The organism is Allofrancisella inopinata (genome assembly GCF_012222965.1).
Lineage (GTDB): Bacteria > Pseudomonadota > Gammaproteobacteria > Francisellales > Francisellaceae > Francisella > Francisella inopinata.
Genome location: NZ_CP038241.1, coordinates 960,384 through 977,407, shown reverse-complemented (window position 1 = coordinate 977,407; position 17,024 = coordinate 960,384). Strand labels below are relative to the sequence as shown.

The window sequence follows — 17,024 nt, the reverse complement described above, 5'->3', positions numbered from 1 at the left end:
TAAGCTAGTCACTTAATCACAATATTTTCTGGTTTGAATATTTTAAATAGGTTAGAAATTTACTTAAGAACTAAACCCTTTTAGTTTTTAGTCTAACATAATCACTTCTTTTGTCGATCTACAGAATGTTTCTTTAATAAAAAATATACTGATAACTATACCCATAGCTGTAAAAATAAGTAAAATGCTTAGACTTATTTTGTAATCACATATCGATACTTTATTTCCATTAGAGAGCATACCTAATGTACTACTAATAATCGGCGAACCAATTGCTACAGACAGTGTTATTAGAAAATTATTTACTCCTAATCCAGTAGCTCTATGTTTAGGTTTACACTGTTCAGCAATAATTGCAAATCCAATACTTTGGCCACTTGCACCAAACCCTAAACAAATAAACGATATATATAATACAAGTTTATTTATAGGAAAAAATATTATTGTGACTAAAGAAATAAATGTTAAGCAAATAGCAAAGGTCATTATAGGTTTCCTTCGTTTTAAGGTATCTGATATAAACCCTAAACCTGGACAACCTAATCCATAGCCAAGCCAAGCTATTGTAATTAAATAAGATCCTAATTGTGAGCTATAGCCATTTAACTCTAAGAAACTTTTTGTAGTATTTTCAGATAAATACTCTATAGCTAGATATGTTGTAGCAGAAAAGATAGCAATTAACCATATTTGTGTATTAGAAAATAAGCCTTTTATTTCACTAACAATAGATGATGGGCTACTTAATATAATAACTTTGTTTAATTCTTGATTATTATTTTTTACTACTATTATAGTTACAGCTGCTAATATTAGTCCTATAGTAGCTAGTGTTATAGATATAAAGCGCCAACCTATACCACCAGCTTGTGATAATGAATCCAAAGGCCCAGCAGCTAACATTGGCCCCATTACTCCTATGAATTGTGATAATCCTATATATAAACCAATATGCTTATGTGGTAGCCAATCATAAACAGCTATTAGTAGACATAAAAAACCAAAAGAAGCACCAAAACCTATTGTCATTCTATAAATAAGTGCTGCAGTAAAACTATTACATAAACTAAATAACCCGACACCTAATACACAGATTAAAATAGCTAAGCTAAGAGTTTTTTTTAAACCTAACTTATCAGTAATTACACCGACTGGAATTTGCATTAACCCATATGTTATTTGGTATGCGGTTGAACTAAGGATACTAAAGGTAAACAAGCTTAGATTTAAATCAGTAATTATTTGACGTTCAAATGTTCCGAGGATAGTTCTAAGTAAAAACTCATACATAAAAAAACTAGCACAAGTTAACCAAACTATTATTGCAATCAAGGAGATCCTGTTATTCATCACTAAAATTTTCTTTTGCTATTTCTTCCCAATTTTCTATTTTTGCTTCAGCTTTCTCGTCATCCTGAAAAGATGCTACCTTAAAAACTAAATCCCCTTCTTTTATTAGAGGGTAGTTATTGATACCTAAAATTATTCCATCGATAGGTGATTTAAGTGATACACTTCCATCATTACCAAAAGGATCTATCAGTTTACCAATTTTTTGATTTTCCTTTATTCTAGTGCCAAGCCCTATTTCTGTTCTTAGAATCCCAGGTTTATCGGATATAGTCCATTCAGTATCATTAGATACTACAGGTTTTATTTGTTGTACAAAATCTTGATCTTTTAAAATATCCAGTTTTCTCATGACATTTTTAATGCCAGAAACCCCTACATTTATAGCTTCTTCATTAAATTTATTAGCTTCACCAGCTTCATAACATATAAAAGGTATCTCTAAATCTTGATGAATTCGACGGATGCTAGATTGATCCATATTTACAGCAGTTATAACGGGAGCTTGAAATGCTCTAGCCATCTTTATAGAATCTTGATCTTTAGCATTAAAATAAACTTGAGGTAATATTTCATGATCTAAAGCACCAGTTTTTAGTTGTATTGAATAATCAGCTTTTTTGACTATTTCTTGAGTTACCCTATAGGCATAACGCTGCATGAAAGAGCCATTTTCATCACCTGGAAAAGCTTGTTCTAATGGTAAGCTATGTCTGGTTGAATGCACTAGTCCAAAAATATTTAATACAGGTATAGCTATTATTGTGCCATTTAACTGCTTGGGATTAATATCTTCCAACAGAGAATTTATTATTTCAATACTGTTAAATTCATCACCATTGACCATTCCAAATATTAAAAAACAAGGTCCTTGATATAAGCCATTTAGTATTTTTATAGGTAAATACATGGGGGCACATGAGTATTGACTTGGTAATGGCATGGCAAGCGTAGCCGTCTCTCCTGCTTGAAAAATTTTATTAAAAATTTTAAATTTCATAGATTTTTTTATAAGCTTAAAAGTGTTTAAGCTCTTTTATATATTAATCAGAGGTTTTATTAGTATAACAAAGCTAAGTTTACAATTCAAAAAATCGGCTTTTTGATATAAGCAATACTACGTTAAGCTAAGTGGAGATTGTAAATTCAGTTATGGATCAGGAGCAAATTTCAGAGAAAAAGCTATATAATAAGTATTGTTATTAGCAAATATTTCATTAATATTTTTTATTTAGTATTATTGATTATAACGTAAAGGTCAAAAAGAACATCATGAAAAAACTTTCAACTTTAGCTATTGTTTTTATTTCAACTGGTGGGATGATAGGTAGTGGCTGGTTATTTTCTCCATATTATGGTTATCAAACTGCTGGAGTAGGCGTGATACTTTCATGGTTTTTAACTGCTCTTTTAACTTTACTAGTAGCTTTATGCTTTGCTGAAGTTGCTTCGATGCTACCGATTGTTTCTGGTGCTATGCGTTTTTTAAGAATTACACATTCACGTGCTTTAGGTTTTTTATTTGTAGTGTTAGGTTGGATTAGTTATATTGTTTACTTGCCATTAGAAGCACAATCTGTTGTTCAGTATTTGGGTTTTTGGTTTCCTAACTTAGTTGATAGTAACTCTAGTGGAATATTTTTATCACACTATGGTGTGGTTATAGCTTTCTTTATTATGTTAGGAGTTACGTATCTTAATACTTATCAGCTTAAAAATGTTGCTAAAATTAACTCTATAGTAAGTATGTGGAAGATATTTTTGCCAATAGCAATAGCTGTAGGCATGCTAGCTGTATATGGATCTTTTGATAACTATCATGCTAATAGTGCTAAAATAAGTGTAAGCTTTGAGCATATACTTTTAGCAGTAACAGGATCTGGTCTTGCTTTTGCTTTTTCTGGATTTCAAAACGGTCTGATTATCGCAAATTCCGCTAGAAACCCTAAGCTAGCAATTCCATTGTCTTTATTTGCTCCTGTAGTTGTTGGATTGACAATGTATTTGTCTTTATCTTTATTGTTCATATTTTGTGTACCAGCGCAAGTAGATAATTTCAATGCTAGTGTTGCTCCTTTATTAGGACTTCTAAGTTTGTTTGGTTTGCATTTTGTATATACTATTTTATTTATAGATGCTATGGTAGCTCCTTTAGGAACAGCTAATGTATTTACAGCTGTAACAGGAAGAATACTTCAAGCTTTTGGTTTAGAGTTTTTCAAAGAGTCTATTTTAACTAAATTAAATAAAAGTTCAGTTCCTGTTTTTTGTATCTGGATTAATTTCTTTGTAGGGTTGGTATTTTTATTTCAATTTCCAACCTGGACTCAATTAGTTACATTTTTATCATCATTAGTTTTATTTAGCTGTTTATCAGGTCCAGTGGTTTTAATTATTTTTAGGGATAATTTCCCAGACTTAGAAAGAAAGTTTAAACTGCCATTTTACAAACTATTTGGTTATTTAGGTTTCATATCATGCTCTTACTTTATCTATTGGTCAGGTACCTCTAATCTTATGTATTTGGCAATACTTATAGTTTTAGTATGCATATTTTACTGGTTAGTTTTTATACCAAATGACTTCTTACGGTTATTAAAACAAACTTGGTTTGTTTGCTTGTATATAGTTATATTATGGCTAATTTCATATTTTCGCGAATTAAATATTATAGATTTTCCTTACGACAATTTATTGGTAGCTATAGATGGCGTTATCTTTTTAAAAATGTTTGTGATGACTCAGGCATCATCTGACTCTATTAAAAAAAACATCAAAAGTATTATGTTTGAAATTGAAAATTTACAAAGTAATTAATCACTCATTTTTATCGGCAAAAGCTAATTACAATTTTGGTTCTTTTAAGCTAGAATATGCATTAACATTTCTTTTTCATATAATATAATGACAGATATACATAAACATAAAATTCTTATTTTAGATTTTGGTTCACAATATACGCAACTTATAGCTCGTAGAGTTAGAGAAGTAGGAGTTTTTTGTGAAATTTTCCCTTATGATATAGATGCTGAGTTTATTAAATCGTATGGTGCTAAGGGTATTATCTTATCTGGAGGGCCAGAATCAGTATATGATTCTGATGCTAGAGCTTCGGATATGGTTTTTGAGTTAGGGGTTCCTGTCCTTGGTATATGCTATGGTATGCAAACTATGGTTATGCAACATGGTGGTGAAGTTAAAGGAGCTGATCAAAGCGAGTTTGGGAAAGCCATTATAAATATTTTAAATTCTGATAATAATATTTTTTCTAACTTACATAATGAGCAACTAGTTTGGATGAGCCATAGTGATAAAGTTACTAATACAGGTGAGTATTTTGAGATTATTGCTTCATCTATTAATGCTCCTGTAGCTGCTATTGCCCATAAATCAAAGCCTTTTTATGGGGTGCAATTTCATCCTGAAACTACCCACACAGAAAGTGGCAAACAAATAATAGAAAATTTTGTAGTTAATATTTGTAAATGTGACACCCTTTGGAACATCGAAAACATTATTGAAAATGATATTGAACAAATCAAAGAAAAAGTAGGTTCTGATAAGGTAATATTAGGTTTATCTGGAGGGGTTGATTCATCTGTAGTTGCAGCGATATTACATAAAGCTATTGGTGATCAACTTACATGTATATTTGTAGATACTGGGTTACTTCGTCTTAATGAAGGCGACCAGGTAATGAAAGTGTTTGCTGATAACATGGATATTAACGTTATCCGTGTTAATGCAAAGGATAGGTTTTTAGATGAGCTTAAAGGGATTTCTGATCCTGAGCAAAAACGTAAAATTATAGGTAAGCTTTTTATTGATATCTTTGATGAAGAAGCAGCAAAGATTGAAAATGCTAAATGGCTTGCACAAGGTACAATTTATAGTGATGTTATCGAATCAGCTGGAAATAATAAATCTAAAGCTCATGTTATTAAATCTCATCATAATGTTGGTGGATTGCCTAAAGAAATGAAGCTAAAACTTTTAGAGCCGCTAAGAGAGCTATTTAAAGATGAAGTTCGTAAATTGGGGTTAGGTTTAGGGCTACCTTATGATATGTTATACAGACATCCTTTTCCTGGACCTGGTTTAGGAGTGCGTATATTAGGTGAAGTCAAAAAAGAATATGTAGAGATTCTACAAAAAGCAGATGCTATATTTACAGCAGAATTATACAATCATGGTTTGTATCATGATATTTCTCAAGCTTTTGGAGTGTTTTTACCTGTAAAATCAGTTGGTGTGGTTGGCGACCAACGAAGGTATGAGTATGTTATAGCTCTAAGAGCTGTTGTAAGTATTGATTTTATGACTGCTACATGGGCAAACTTACCATATGATTTTTTATCATTAGTTTCTAACAGAATAGTAAATGAGGTAAAGCAAGTATCTCGCGTAGTATATGATGTTACAGGTAAACCACCAGGAACGATAGAGTGGGAATAATAACGTTAACTCTAAAAGGTTAACGGGATTTAAATACATATTTTCTAACTAAACAAAAGATTTTTAAAGTTATGTCAAAATACAATTTGTTAGATAAGATAAACACTCCTGCTGATCTTAAACTTCTTTCAGAAAATCAGCTTAAAGATTTATCGTCAGAATTAAGAAGTTTTCTTATTAACACATTAGATGTAAGTGGCGGACATTTCGCTAGTAGTTTAGGTGCTACTGAGCTTACAGTTGCCTTGCATTATGTTTATAACGCACCGCATGATAACATAGTTTGGGATGTTGGTCATCAGACCTATATTCATAAGATTCTAACAGGTAGAAAAAATCAGTTAGTAACTATCAAAAAAGATGGTGGCATATCTGGTTTTCCAAAGCGTTCAGAGAGTGAGTATGATGCTTTTGGGGTAGGGCACTCAAGTACATCGATTAGTGCAGCTCTTGGTATGGCTATAGCTGATAGGCTTAAAAACAAACCTTCAAAAACAGTAGCAATAATCGGTGATGGAGCTATAACAGGAGGTATGGCTTTTGAAGCTTTAAATCATGCTGGAGGAATTAAAGAAGATATTCTAGTAGTATTAAATGATAATGAGATGTCGATATCTGATAACGTAGGAGGCTTATCTGCTCATTTTAGCAAGATAATTTCTGGAGGGTTTTATAACTCTATACGTGAGAAAGGTAAAGAAGTTTTAAAAAATATTCCACCAGTATTTGAGTTAGTTAAAAAGATAGAAACTCAAACTAAGGGAATGTTTGTACCAGCGAATTTTTTTGAAGATTTAGGATTTTATTATGTGGGTCCGATAGATGGGCATGATGTACATGAGCTGATTAAGACTTTAAAGATTTTAAACAACCATAAAGGACCTAAACTTCTACATGTTGTAACTAAAAAAGGCAAAGGATATACAAAAGCAGAGTTTGACCCTATTAAGTTTCACCACGTTGCTCCAAGTTTTCATACAGGTGATAGCATCACTAAAGTGCCAAAACCAACTTTTTCAAATATTTTTGGTTCCTGGATATGTCAAAAAGCTGCTAAAGATAATCGTTTAGTTGGTATTACTCCAGCTATGAAAGAGGGTTCTGACTTAATAGCATTTTCACAGCAATATCCTGATAGATATTTTGATGTTGCCATAGCTGAGCAACATGCAGTTACTTTTGCTGGTGGTCTTGCTTGCCAAGGTTTAAAGCCAGTAGTTGCTATTTACTCAACCTTTCTTCAAAGGGCATATGATCAAGTTATTCATGATGTGGCATTACAAAACCTAGATGTCTTATATGCTGTAGATAGAGCAGGACTGGTAGGAGCTGATGGCGCTACACATGATGGTAGTTTTGATCTTAGTTTTATGCGTTGTATACCGAATCATATAATTATGACTCCAAGTGATGAAAATGAAGCTTTCCATATGTTAGAACTTGGATATCAGTATACTGGTCCTGCTATGGTTCGTTACCCTAGAGGCACTGGGATAGGAGCAGAAATCACAGAAAAACTAGACTTAGAAATTGGTAAAGCAAAAATTATAAAACAAGGATCAAAAGTAGCAATTTTGAATTTTGGTACTTTATTACCGATAGCTATGGAAGTAGCAAATAAATGTGATGCTACAATCGTAGATATGCGTTTTGTTAAACCTTTAGATGAAAGAGTGATTACTGAAATTTGTAAGTCTCACCAAGTAGTTATAACTTTGGAAGAAAACTCTATTGCTGGTGGAGCTGGTTCGGCTGTAAATGAATATATTTTTGCTAATGATTTGCATAAAAATCTAATAGTTAGAAACTTTGGTTTAAAAGATAAATTTTTAAGCCATGGAATCAAAGATCTGCTTTTAGAAGATAGTGATATCTCTGGTGTAAAAATTTCTGATGAAATAGTAAGAATGCTAAATAGTTGCTAGAAATCCCCAGAGAATTTTTCTTGCAAACTTAAGTTCGCAAAATAAATCTTCCGCAATTCTATATATGGGTTGTTGTACAATTTTTTAACTTCCGGGTCTCTCGAAGTAAAGAATTTTGTTTTCTTGATTGATTGAGCGTTATTTCTTCTAGTTTGTGATGATATTTCCCTGGCAAATTCTTCTATAAAAGAACTTGGTAATAGACTTAGTTTCTTAGTATCGTTTAGAAGTGTTCTTATTACTTTTGCAAGACGGTCAGGTAAGATTGCATTATTAATTTCTAAGTTTGGATGATTAATTTTTTTACCTGCAATACCTAAGGATATTATTCTATTTTTAACCTTGCCGCTATACTTATCTATAACCTTACTTATAAAAGTTACGTTGTTTGTAATAAACTTACGAGCGTGGGGAATATATGAGTCATTTGGAACAATGTGATTAGCATATTCATCTGTGTCTTCGATTAATGACTTTACTTTTTTCCTTATTAAATTATAATCATCATTATGTGGTAGTTTTTTCTTATAGCACATATTTCCGTAACTGATATGTTTGATTAATGGAGTAGGAATTTTTTGTCGGGATTTTAGTTTCTCAAAGTGAAGATTCTTGTAAAACTCAACTTCATTAATTGTTGATTGGAGGTAAAGTTCCTGAATATTTTCGTGTTTAATAAGATAATTTTCAAATACTTGTAACATTTTAGTGCCGATCGGTTGTCTCTGGGAATCAGGAAGAGCATGTACGTTTAAAACTACAGCTCTTTTTATTTCTATTTCTATGCTGGCAACTATTGCATAGTCATAAAATCGGCGGATTTCTTTACCGAAAACTTTTTCTAACAAGCTAAAAATTTTAATTCTTTCCTTAGCTTTAAATTTTGCATCTGAGCAGAGGTCATAGTAAGGACTACTTCTATGGCTGGCGATGGTATAAGAGATTTGGTCTGAAATAAAAGAATCATATCTAGGTTTTCTGTTAGGTTTATTTGGTTTTAAACAAATTGTTTCTATATCTGTCATAAACTTATTTACTCCTTATTATATACACTTTATTATATTTAACTTATTAACATTAAAATTAAGTAAACATAAAACAAGCATGTAGTACTACTTTTATGTCTAGTAGGCTATACACAATCACAAGGCTAATTCTGTAACTCAAGTTTAATGTTTATTGTTATTTTAATATTTATATTATTTGGTTTAATATATTAATAAAAATTATACAATATATTATTATTTTAGGTAAATTGTGGTTTTAAGATTAAAGGTGTTGCACTATATATGATTTTTTAGCTAGATATTTCACTTTAGCAAAACTTTTGGTTGTTATAAATTTCCTTCCAAGATAGTAAAACATTAAGGAATATTACTTTCTTATGGGAGTTGTTGATATTGTTAGGTTTTTTTTGCTATTAAGTACAAAATTTATTAAGAAATCTTGGCTTGAATGGAATATGGCTTTACCTATTGTAAATTCAGTATTCATATGAAACGTATAAATACCAGATCCAGCAAGACCACAATTAACGCTAAGAATGGCATTATCAAAACCTTCTTTATAAAGGAAAGTTGTACCTGTTGTTGTATCATTAGGTAAAATTTCCCAATCTCCATTAACGTTTGTAAATGAGATTATACATAAAGGATTGTTGATAGCATCTCCGGATAGACTAAATTTAATAGCTGTTGGAGTTAAAGTAGAAGATGGCTGAGCATAGATTACTCCTTCAGGTATCCAAGTATAGGCTGGATAAGCTACATACGGTTGGGTATCAGCTGTATCATTATACATAAGTAGAGAAACATTATTATTATTTTCTAAACAACTGGATAAAAAAGAAACAAAGAATATGACAATTAAAGAAATACAGGTTTGTTTAAGCATGATAAAGCTTGCTATTTTTTATTACACCTGATATTAAATAATGATTAAATCAAAGTCAACATTAATAATAGTACAACGTTATGAAAAAGAAAATATTAAAAAAGGGATGTCTCTTAAGTTTGGGGCTATTGAGTTTTAACTCGTTAGAAGCTGCAGATTATCCATTAAAAATTATTAATAACGCTAATGTGGTCGATGATACTTATATAACGGTTGTAGATGGAGCAAACATTTATACAGTAAATAATGATGGATCTTTGACAAAAGGACCTTTACTAGGTAAGGCATATTTGCAAGACTATAGTAAAAGTATCGGAACAGCTGGAGACTTTACAATAAAACTTCCAGATCCATTTGTATCCGGACGAATATATGTATCTATAGGACATCCTTTAGGAGGTGTTGCTTCATCCATACCTTTTTATAGCACTAGCTCTTCAGATAGTAATTATTATATGTCTCAAGTAGTTTATGATAAATTTGAACTAACATGGCAGAACGGTGTGCTATATATAGATCCTACAAGTGTTGATTTTTTTGGTATACCAATTACTATACAAAATCCTTCTCCTATTGTTGTTAGTGATCTGACTGAATCTGGATACCCTTTAGGAATGAGTTGGAGTCAGATTATGAATAAAGCAGTACCTGAAATGCCAACAGGAGTTTATTCAGAAAACCAAACTACTTGGAGCTCTCTGGTATTTAATGATTCTGGATTAAATCCAATACGTATTATCAGTCCTTCCGGAATAGCTACTTCTTCTGGAGCTACAAATTCTTTAGGATCTCAAAAAAATATTGCAAATGATCCTCCAGCTACTGGTACAAGTTATTTACTACAAACTATATCTTCGACTTCTTATTTGAATAATCTAATAAGTTACTATACAGATACATCTCATCAGCTTGCTTTTGATGTAAGTCAGCTAAACCAGCCAGCTTATCCTCAAACAATTATTTTTAAAGACGTTGTTTATTTTGCAAATGGAATATCAGCTAATAGCCAATGTAGCCAAAAAATAAATGGGTATGATTCACAAGGTAGGCCGATATATGGAGCTTATGCTAATAGTAGTAGTTGTTGGGAGTTTATTCCGAAGGTATGTACAGATACTACAGATCTAAGCACATGTACAACACCGACAGGTAACCAAAGTATTTTACAAAAGGAATATATACCTATGGATTATGTAAGTTCATTTGATTTTTTTAGTCCAGGTCAATGGCCTTTTGATAACAATAACATATTACCAAAAGTGTATACAACAGTAGCTACTATTCAAACTAATCATCCAGCAAAAGGGCTTATAGCTGAATCATTGACAGCTCTTTTTTCAGCAGGATTGCTTCCTGTTTCAAATAGTCAAATATACAATATTGCTATAGATAAAGATTCTTTGAAAAATATCATAAATAGTAATGAAGATATTTTATATAAAAATAATTCTGCAAATGGAAGTTTAACAGATAAAGGTCCATGGTTTAGTCAATATTCAAAGGTTATTCATTCGCTATGTTATGATAAATCTTCTGGAGATCTTTGTACTAATGCGACAGTAACTTCTGACAAGCAATACCCAACGGTATATACGTTTGCATTTGACGATTTTTTAGCTCAAGATGGTACCCTTACCAGTAATAATATAAGTAATCCAATCACAGTCACTATAAATGATATGTCAGGTTATCCTCAGACTACTCCTGGAACGCCTCCTAGACCAAATATTAGTGTCGATACCCCAACTGTAGTTTCAGGTACTCTTTTAAACTGTCAAGATGAGCGTCCAAGCCAGACTTGCTCTGTAGCAGCTGTTTTTACAACTAAAAACACTCCGGAAGAGATATTAGGCAGCTACATTGTTCAAGCTTCTCCTATAACCTCTACAACAAATGGTTCTAACTGCCATCGAATCGGCCAGAGTAGTTGGGCTCAATGTGGAGGTATAGCACCAACTAATATTAACACAACCTCAGTAACAAAAGTCTCAGGACCAGACTCTAGTGCTAATTATACCTATAAAGTTACTTCAGAGGTTCCTAGAGACCAAATTGAGCAAATTGTAACAGGAGCTGTATGGAAAAATTGTCCAAACTCTACAACACAAAACAAATTTAAGTATTATGTTTCAGTTTCAGATGGTACAACCACTATTGCAGCTGAATCTCCAAACACATCTATATATCATAATATCCCTGGTTGCGCAGCTCCAAATTAGGAAATATTAGACAACTCTCAACTTCGGGTTGGGAGTGGTTTATGTATTTAGTTTTATCTTAAGTAAATAACTAGCAAAGTTCTGTTATATCCATTGTCATTTACTTTAATTACTATATCATTTAAGCCATATAACATAGTTTACATTTTTTATGCAAAATTTTACTTTTTTTATCAGTTGCGCTAAAGGTTTAGAAATTCTTTTAAAAGAGGAACTAGTAGGCCTAAAAATATCAGCTCAAGAAAAACTTGCCGGAGTAGAATTTGAGGGCCCTCTAGAGGATGCATATAAAGTTTGTATTCATTCACGTTTAGCTAGTCAAGTGATGCTTAAAATAGCTACCCAAAAGGTTGAAACTCAGCAAGAACTATATGATTTTATATCTTCAATAAACTGGAATGACTATTTTGATGTTGATAAAACTTTTAAAATTATAGTATCAGGAAATCATTATGATTTTAATAATACTATGTTTGTCTCACAAAAGACAAAAGACGCGATAGTTGACCAATTTAGAAATAATTTTAAAGAACGCCCGGATGTTGATACGGAAAATCCGGATAATGTTATTAAGCTACATTTACATAAAAATTTTGTGAATGTGTATTTGTGTATTAATTTAGAAAGTTTACATAGGCGTTCATATAGACAAAACCAAGGTCAAGCACCATTAAAAGAAAATCTAGCTGCAGCTATACTTATAAAAGCAGGGTGGCTAGAAGAGTTAAAAAGAGATACACCAATTTTAGTAGACCCAATGTGCGGTTCTGGCACAATTTTAATAGAAGCTGCATTAATGGCTAAAAATATTGCTCCAGCAATACTAAACGATGATTTCAAGGTTTTTAACTCAAGATTACATAATCAAGAACTATGGCAAGATTTACTAACTAAAGCTAAAGAAAGTGTAAAAATTTCAAAAGCCATTATCCAGGGCTATGATATCGATAATAGTATTTTAGATAAAGCTAGTAAAAATATTTCTTTAGCAGGATTGAGTGATATTATCACGATTAAACAACAAGATATTAGAGATCTTAAAAATGTATTTCTAAATACTGGTTTAATAGTTACAAACCCGCCATATGGTGAGAGATTATTCGGTGATAGAATAGCTGATTTATTAGATGCATTTAATGGCTTTGATGAAAGGCTTTACGCTGATTTTCAAAATTGGAAAGTTGCAATATTAACTAATTTCTATGATTCTATAAAAGAGTTACAGTTTCGCACGACTAAGCGCAATAAATTTTATAACGGTGCTATAGAAACTATCCTATATCAGTTTGAAATAAATGAGCAATCAAGATTTAAACATGAATCTCAATTAGAAAAAAATATTCGCCTTGCTGAAGCTTCTGCAGCTAAATCTGATGAGCATATGGATTTTGCTAATAAGCTACAAAAGAACCTTAAAAATTTAAAACCTTGGTTAAAGCAAGCAGCAGTAGAGTGTTATCGTCTATACGATGCTGATATACCAACATTTGCAGTAGCTGTTGATATCTATGGTGAGAATGTTTTTTTACAAGAATATAAAGCAGATGCAACTATAGACCCTAGTATTGCCAAGCAAAGGTTTTACCAAGCTATCTATCAGGTACATAAAACTTTGAATATTCCATATAGTAATATTTACACAAGAGTACGTCAACGCCAAAAAGGTAAAGATCAATACCAAAAATCAGATAGCAAAAATAAATTTCATATAATAAAAGAATTTGATGCAAAGTTTTATGTTAATTTCGATGATTATCTAGATACAGGTATTTTCTTAGATCACCGTAAAATTAGACAATTAGTTGCAAAAAAAGCTAAAAATAAAAGTTTATTGAACCTTTTTAGCTATACTTGTACAGCCAGTGTTCATGCAGCTTTGTTAGGTGCTAAAACCACAAGCGTTGATATGTCAAATACTTATCTAGAATGGGGTAGGCAAAATTTTAAGCTAAATAATCTTGATGTTTCAAAACATAGTTTTATTCAATCGGACTGTATTAGTTGGTTAAAGTCAAATACACAAAAATTTGACGTCATATTTCTAGATCCACCAACTTTTTCTAATTCTAAGCGTATGGATGACGTGCTTGATATTCAAAGAGATCATGAGTTACTAGTAAATTTAGCGATGGATTCTTTGAAAAAAGATGGGGTTTTATATTTTTCTAATAACTACAGACGTTTTAAAATTTCTGAAACTATATTAAACAAATATAACTGTGAAAACATTGATAAACAGTGTTTATCTAGGGATTTTTTATCTAATAAAAATATTCACAATTGTTGGCAGGTAAGGTATAAATAGTTGATGATATCTTTTACTATATTGAAAATTATTAAGATTTAAAAGTCCGTAACTTCAGTTATTAATAAAATTTATAATTAAAATAACCTTAATTACTATTTTGTTTCATTTATTATTGGTTTGTGTATAATTATTAATTTATTTTTCTTTTATATAAAAATTAAAAATATGTATATTTTATCATTAATGAAGCGCCTTGGATACACTATCAACGAAGACGGAATGTGTTATGGTGTAGCTTTTATGGCAATACAAGCTATTATTAGAAACGATATTAATACGTATGTTAACAGGTTAAGGTTTATTAATGGATATGAAGATAAGTTAAGAAATTATAAAGTTATAAATCTGAATCCACTGCCTGAACATCATGACTTAGATACTATATATATAAACCCCTCAAATAAAAAATATAGTTTTCACTATAATAAAGAAGGTACCCTTGAACTTATAACAGGTAAATTGCCTGCTGAAATTGCAAATGAAACTAATTCAATTTCACCACCTTTAATAATACCTAGCAAAGAAGGATTAAAAAAGTTAAAAGAGTTTTTTGCCATCGAGCTATTAGTTCGTGATATTAACAAAGCAGAGATAATCAGAAGAGCTAATAAAGACAAACTACAACCTCAACAGAGCCTTATTGCAATAGATAAATTATTAAGCATAAAACCTTGGCTTGAGGGGATAGCAATATATTTTGGCTTAGAAAGCCCACAAAATCTTAGTACAGAAGAAGAGGCGGTATGGAATAAAAACTTTAACACCTGGGATGGAGATAATAAACCATTTACACACCAAGGCTATAATCGTGGTAGGGAGTTGTTTAAACGACCAAAACACTCGCAAGAAAACAGGCCAAATCTTCGTCGTACTATATCAAACATAGGTAACCGTGGAAGTATACAAGAAAATAAAGTGCTAAAGCGTAGTAATAGTACAACATACTTTAACTTAACTTTATTTGGAGAGCAAGAAAAAGAAAGACAGAAAGATAATTCTATTTATTTACTAAAGAAACACTTAGGTCTCTATACTAAAAATAATACATGGGATCTAATAAAAAATTTATTAATTAATGAAAAACCTACTGCATGTTTACTTTCCAGAGCTAGTCATGTTATTGCAATTGGCGGTTCAAATGAAATGGGTTACCATTTAATTGACCATGACAGATATAAGCGGCTTGCCTTTTCTGACGTTCATTCGCAAAATGGAGGTAATATATTAGAGTCCTTATTTAGGGAAACAATTTCAGACGCTAATCAAGAGTATGCAATTTCTATTTTAGTATTTGGAGTAGAACAATCTGGTGATAACCTGGTTGTTCCAGAGGAGGGTTTTGACGAACCTAAAAGAGATTATTGGAAAAATTTATTACCAATCCCCAAAAGTGACAATGCTGGATTATTATATTTAGCCTTGGGAAATGGTCATGCATCAGCTGTTACAGCTTATATTAACTCTATAAATGGTATTAGCCTTGATAAGAAAATAGAATTATTGGCTGCTAAAAACAAAAATGGGACCCCTGGACTTTTTATGGCTTTACAAGAAGGTCATGCATTAGCTGTTACAGCTTATACTAACGCCATAAATGGTATTAGTGGTATTAACACTGCTAAAAAAATAGAGTTATTGGCTGCTAAAAACAAAGATAAGTCCCCTGGGCTTTACGTAGCTTTACAAGAAGGTCATACATCAGCTGTTATAGCTTATATTAACGCTATAAATAGTATTAGTGGTATTAACACTGCTAAGAAAATAGAGTTGTTGGCTGCTAAAAACAAAGATGGGTTCCCTGGACTTTACGTGGCTTTACTAGAGGGCCATACATTAGCTGTTACAGCTTATATCAACGCCATAAATAGTATTAATGATATTAGCATTTATAAGAAAATAGAAGAGTTGTTGGCTGCTAAAAACAAAGATGGGTTCCCTGGACTTTACGTGGCTTTACTAGAGGGCCATACATTAGCTGTTACAGCTTATATCAACGCCATAAATAGTATTAATGATATTAGCATTTATAAGAAAATAGAATTATTGGCTGCTAAAAACAAAAACGGGCCCCCTGGGCTTTTTATGGCACTGATGAGAGGTGATAATAACGATGAAGTTATTTTAGAATATTTTAAAATAAATAATGATCAGTTAGCAAACTTTATTGTACAAACCTGTAGTAAAGAAGGTTGCCTCGAAGGTTTCATAGGATTATTGAATGATTTTAAAAATAAAAATAAAATTACTATAGGTGACTACCTCCCACTATTACAAAGAATTGAAAAACTTATACTGTCAAGAAGAAATACAAGCGCTAATACTTATTGTAATATTTTTTAAGTTTTAGTTTTATTATGAAAATAGTAGCGATGTAGATTTTTTTTTTTAAACAAAGTATAATTTTTAAAAAAACTTCTACCTAGTGTAACATATGTTAAAATCTAATAAAATTTTAAAAGATAGTTTTTAGGTATGAGTAGATTTAATCAAAATGTTATGTATATAGTCGTAATAATAGCAGTATTTGTTACGTGTATTTATTTTTTTACCTCTAACAATGACTATGAAACCAAAGGTGTTTTTTTACCAGAATATAGTGTTAAACTACCCAAAGTTGCTCCTGATAGTGTAAAAATCTATAACCTACGTTACCAAAATGAAGCAGAAGGTGCAGTTGGTCTAATTAGGGTATCTACTCATACGACTAATCGGGATGATTTTACGAAACTATGTGATAGAAACTTAAAAAAAGCTGTAGAATTAGCTGCCGAAAATGGCGCAGATGAGATTAAATATATTTGTTTGTATCCAGAAGGCCAGCTAGATGAATTAAGCAACGTTTCTTTACAGGCGTATGCTTTTAGGAATTGATAA

The 17,024-nt window shown here is 31.4% G+C and carries 11 protein-coding genes; 7 read left to right on the top strand and 4 right to left on the bottom strand.

The features are described from left to right. Positions 1 to 87: 87 nt before the first annotated feature. Both E4K63_RS04390 and E4K63_RS04385 read right to left on the bottom strand, forming a co-directional pair. On the bottom strand, positions 88 to 1,290 hold the full coding sequence (locus E4K63_RS04390; RefSeq protein ID WP_243830498.1) for an MFS transporter: 1,203 nt from the start codon (positions 1,288 to 1,290) through the stop codon (positions 88 to 90). Positions 1,291 to 1,342: 52 nt separating this feature from the next. Then, positions 1,343 to 2,350, bottom strand: a complete 1,008-nt coding sequence (locus tag E4K63_RS04385; protein ID WP_133942228.1) for a succinylglutamate desuccinylase/aspartoacylase family protein — start codon at positions 2,348 to 2,350, stop codon at positions 1,343 to 1,345. A gap of 272 nt (positions 2,351 to 2,622) precedes the next feature. On the opposite strand from E4K63_RS04385, the gene E4K63_RS04380 reads away from it, so the two are divergent. From E4K63_RS04380 to dxs, 3 genes are all read left to right on the top strand, one after another. Continuing rightward, a complete protein-coding gene (locus E4K63_RS04380) occupies positions 2,623 to 4,167 on the top strand; it encodes an APC family permease (protein ID WP_166666908.1) in 1,545 nt (514 codons plus the stop codon). A gap of 87 nt (positions 4,168 to 4,254) precedes the next feature. After that, positions 4,255 to 5,805, top strand: coding sequence for a glutamine-hydrolyzing GMP synthase (gene guaA, locus E4K63_RS04375; protein WP_133942226.1), 1,551 nt, complete (start codon positions 4,255 to 4,257; stop codon positions 5,803 to 5,805). Positions 5,806 to 5,876: 71 nt separating this feature from the next. Beyond that, entirely contained in the window at positions 5,877 to 7,730 is a 1,854-nt protein-coding gene (gene dxs, locus E4K63_RS04370) for a 1-deoxy-D-xylulose-5-phosphate synthase (RefSeq protein WP_133942225.1), read from the top strand. Here dxs and E4K63_RS04365 read toward each other — a convergent pair. Both E4K63_RS04365 and E4K63_RS04360 read right to left on the bottom strand, forming a co-directional pair. Beyond that, entirely contained in the window at positions 7,727 to 8,755 is a 1,029-nt protein-coding gene (locus E4K63_RS04365) for a GNAT family N-acetyltransferase (RefSeq protein WP_133942224.1), read from the bottom strand. The two genes, dxs and E4K63_RS04365, sit on opposite strands and share 4 nt — an antisense overlap. Before the next feature lie 349 nt (positions 8,756 to 9,104). Next, a complete protein-coding gene (locus E4K63_RS04360) occupies positions 9,105 to 9,623 on the bottom strand; it encodes a hypothetical protein (RefSeq protein WP_133942223.1) in 519 nt (172 codons plus the stop codon). An 80-nt stretch (positions 9,624 to 9,703) separates the two neighbouring features. On the opposite strand from E4K63_RS04360, the gene E4K63_RS04355 reads away from it, so the two are divergent. The 4 genes from E4K63_RS04355 to fvfA all read left to right on the top strand — a co-directional run bounded on the left by E4K63_RS04355 (position 9,704) and on the right by fvfA (position 17,021). Next, positions 9,704 to 11,842 carry a beta-1,3-glucanase family protein gene (locus E4K63_RS04355; protein ID WP_133942222.1) on the top strand — a complete coding sequence of 713 codons (2,139 nt, stop codon included), beginning with the start codon at positions 9,704 to 9,706 and terminating at the stop codon, positions 11,840 to 11,842. A 151-nt stretch (positions 11,843 to 11,993) separates the two neighbouring features. Beyond that, complete coding sequence (gene rlmKL / locus E4K63_RS04350) at positions 11,994 to 14,147, top strand: bifunctional 23S rRNA (guanine(2069)-N(7))-methyltransferase RlmK/23S rRNA (guanine(2445)-N(2))-methyltransferase RlmL (RefSeq protein WP_133942221.1); 2,154 nt, start codon at positions 11,994 to 11,996, stop codon at positions 14,145 to 14,147. Positions 14,148 to 14,333: 186 nt separating this feature from the next. Continuing rightward, positions 14,334 to 16,490 carry a hypothetical protein gene (locus E4K63_RS04345; protein ID WP_179965689.1) on the top strand — a complete coding sequence of 719 codons (2,157 nt, stop codon included), beginning with the start codon at positions 14,334 to 14,336 and terminating at the stop codon, positions 16,488 to 16,490. A 132-nt stretch (positions 16,491 to 16,622) separates the two neighbouring features. Then, complete coding sequence (fvfA, locus tag E4K63_RS04340; RefSeq protein WP_133942219.1) at positions 16,623 to 17,021, top strand: Francisella virulence factor A; 399 nt, start codon at positions 16,623 to 16,625, stop codon at positions 17,019 to 17,021. Positions 17,022 to 17,024 lie beyond the last annotated feature (3 nt).

Coding starts and splice junctions, on each gene's coding strand:
- rlmKL (WP_133942221.1), top strand. CDS start 11,994: ATGCAAAATTTTACTTTTTTTATCAGTTGCGCTAAAGGTTTAGAAATT.
- E4K63_RS04365 (WP_133942224.1), bottom strand. CDS start 8,755: ATGACAGATATAGAAACAATTTGTTTAAAACCAAATAAACCTAACAGA.
- E4K63_RS04385 (WP_133942228.1), bottom strand. CDS start 2,350: ATGAAATTTAAAATTTTTAATAAAATTTTTCAAGCAGGAGAGACGGCT.
- E4K63_RS04345 (WP_179965689.1), top strand. CDS start 14,334: ATGAAGCGCCTTGGATACACTATCAACGAAGACGGAATGTGTTATGGT.
- E4K63_RS04380 (WP_166666908.1), top strand. CDS start 2,623: ATGAAAAAACTTTCAACTTTAGCTATTGTTTTTATTTCAACTGGTGGG.
- fvfA (WP_133942219.1), top strand. CDS start 16,623: ATGAGTAGATTTAATCAAAATGTTATGTATATAGTCGTAATAATAGCA.
- guaA (WP_133942226.1), top strand. CDS start 4,255: ATGACAGATATACATAAACATAAAATTCTTATTTTAGATTTTGGTTCA.
- E4K63_RS04390 (WP_243830498.1), bottom strand. CDS start 1,290: ATGTATGAGTTTTTACTTAGAACTATCCTCGGAACATTTGAACGTCAA.
- dxs (WP_133942225.1), top strand. CDS start 5,877: ATGTCAAAATACAATTTGTTAGATAAGATAAACACTCCTGCTGATCTT.
- E4K63_RS04355 (WP_133942222.1), top strand. CDS start 9,704: ATGAAAAAGAAAATATTAAAAAAGGGATGTCTCTTAAGTTTGGGGCTA.
- E4K63_RS04360 (WP_133942223.1), bottom strand. CDS start 9,623: ATGCTTAAACAAACCTGTATTTCTTTAATTGTCATATTCTTTGTTTCT.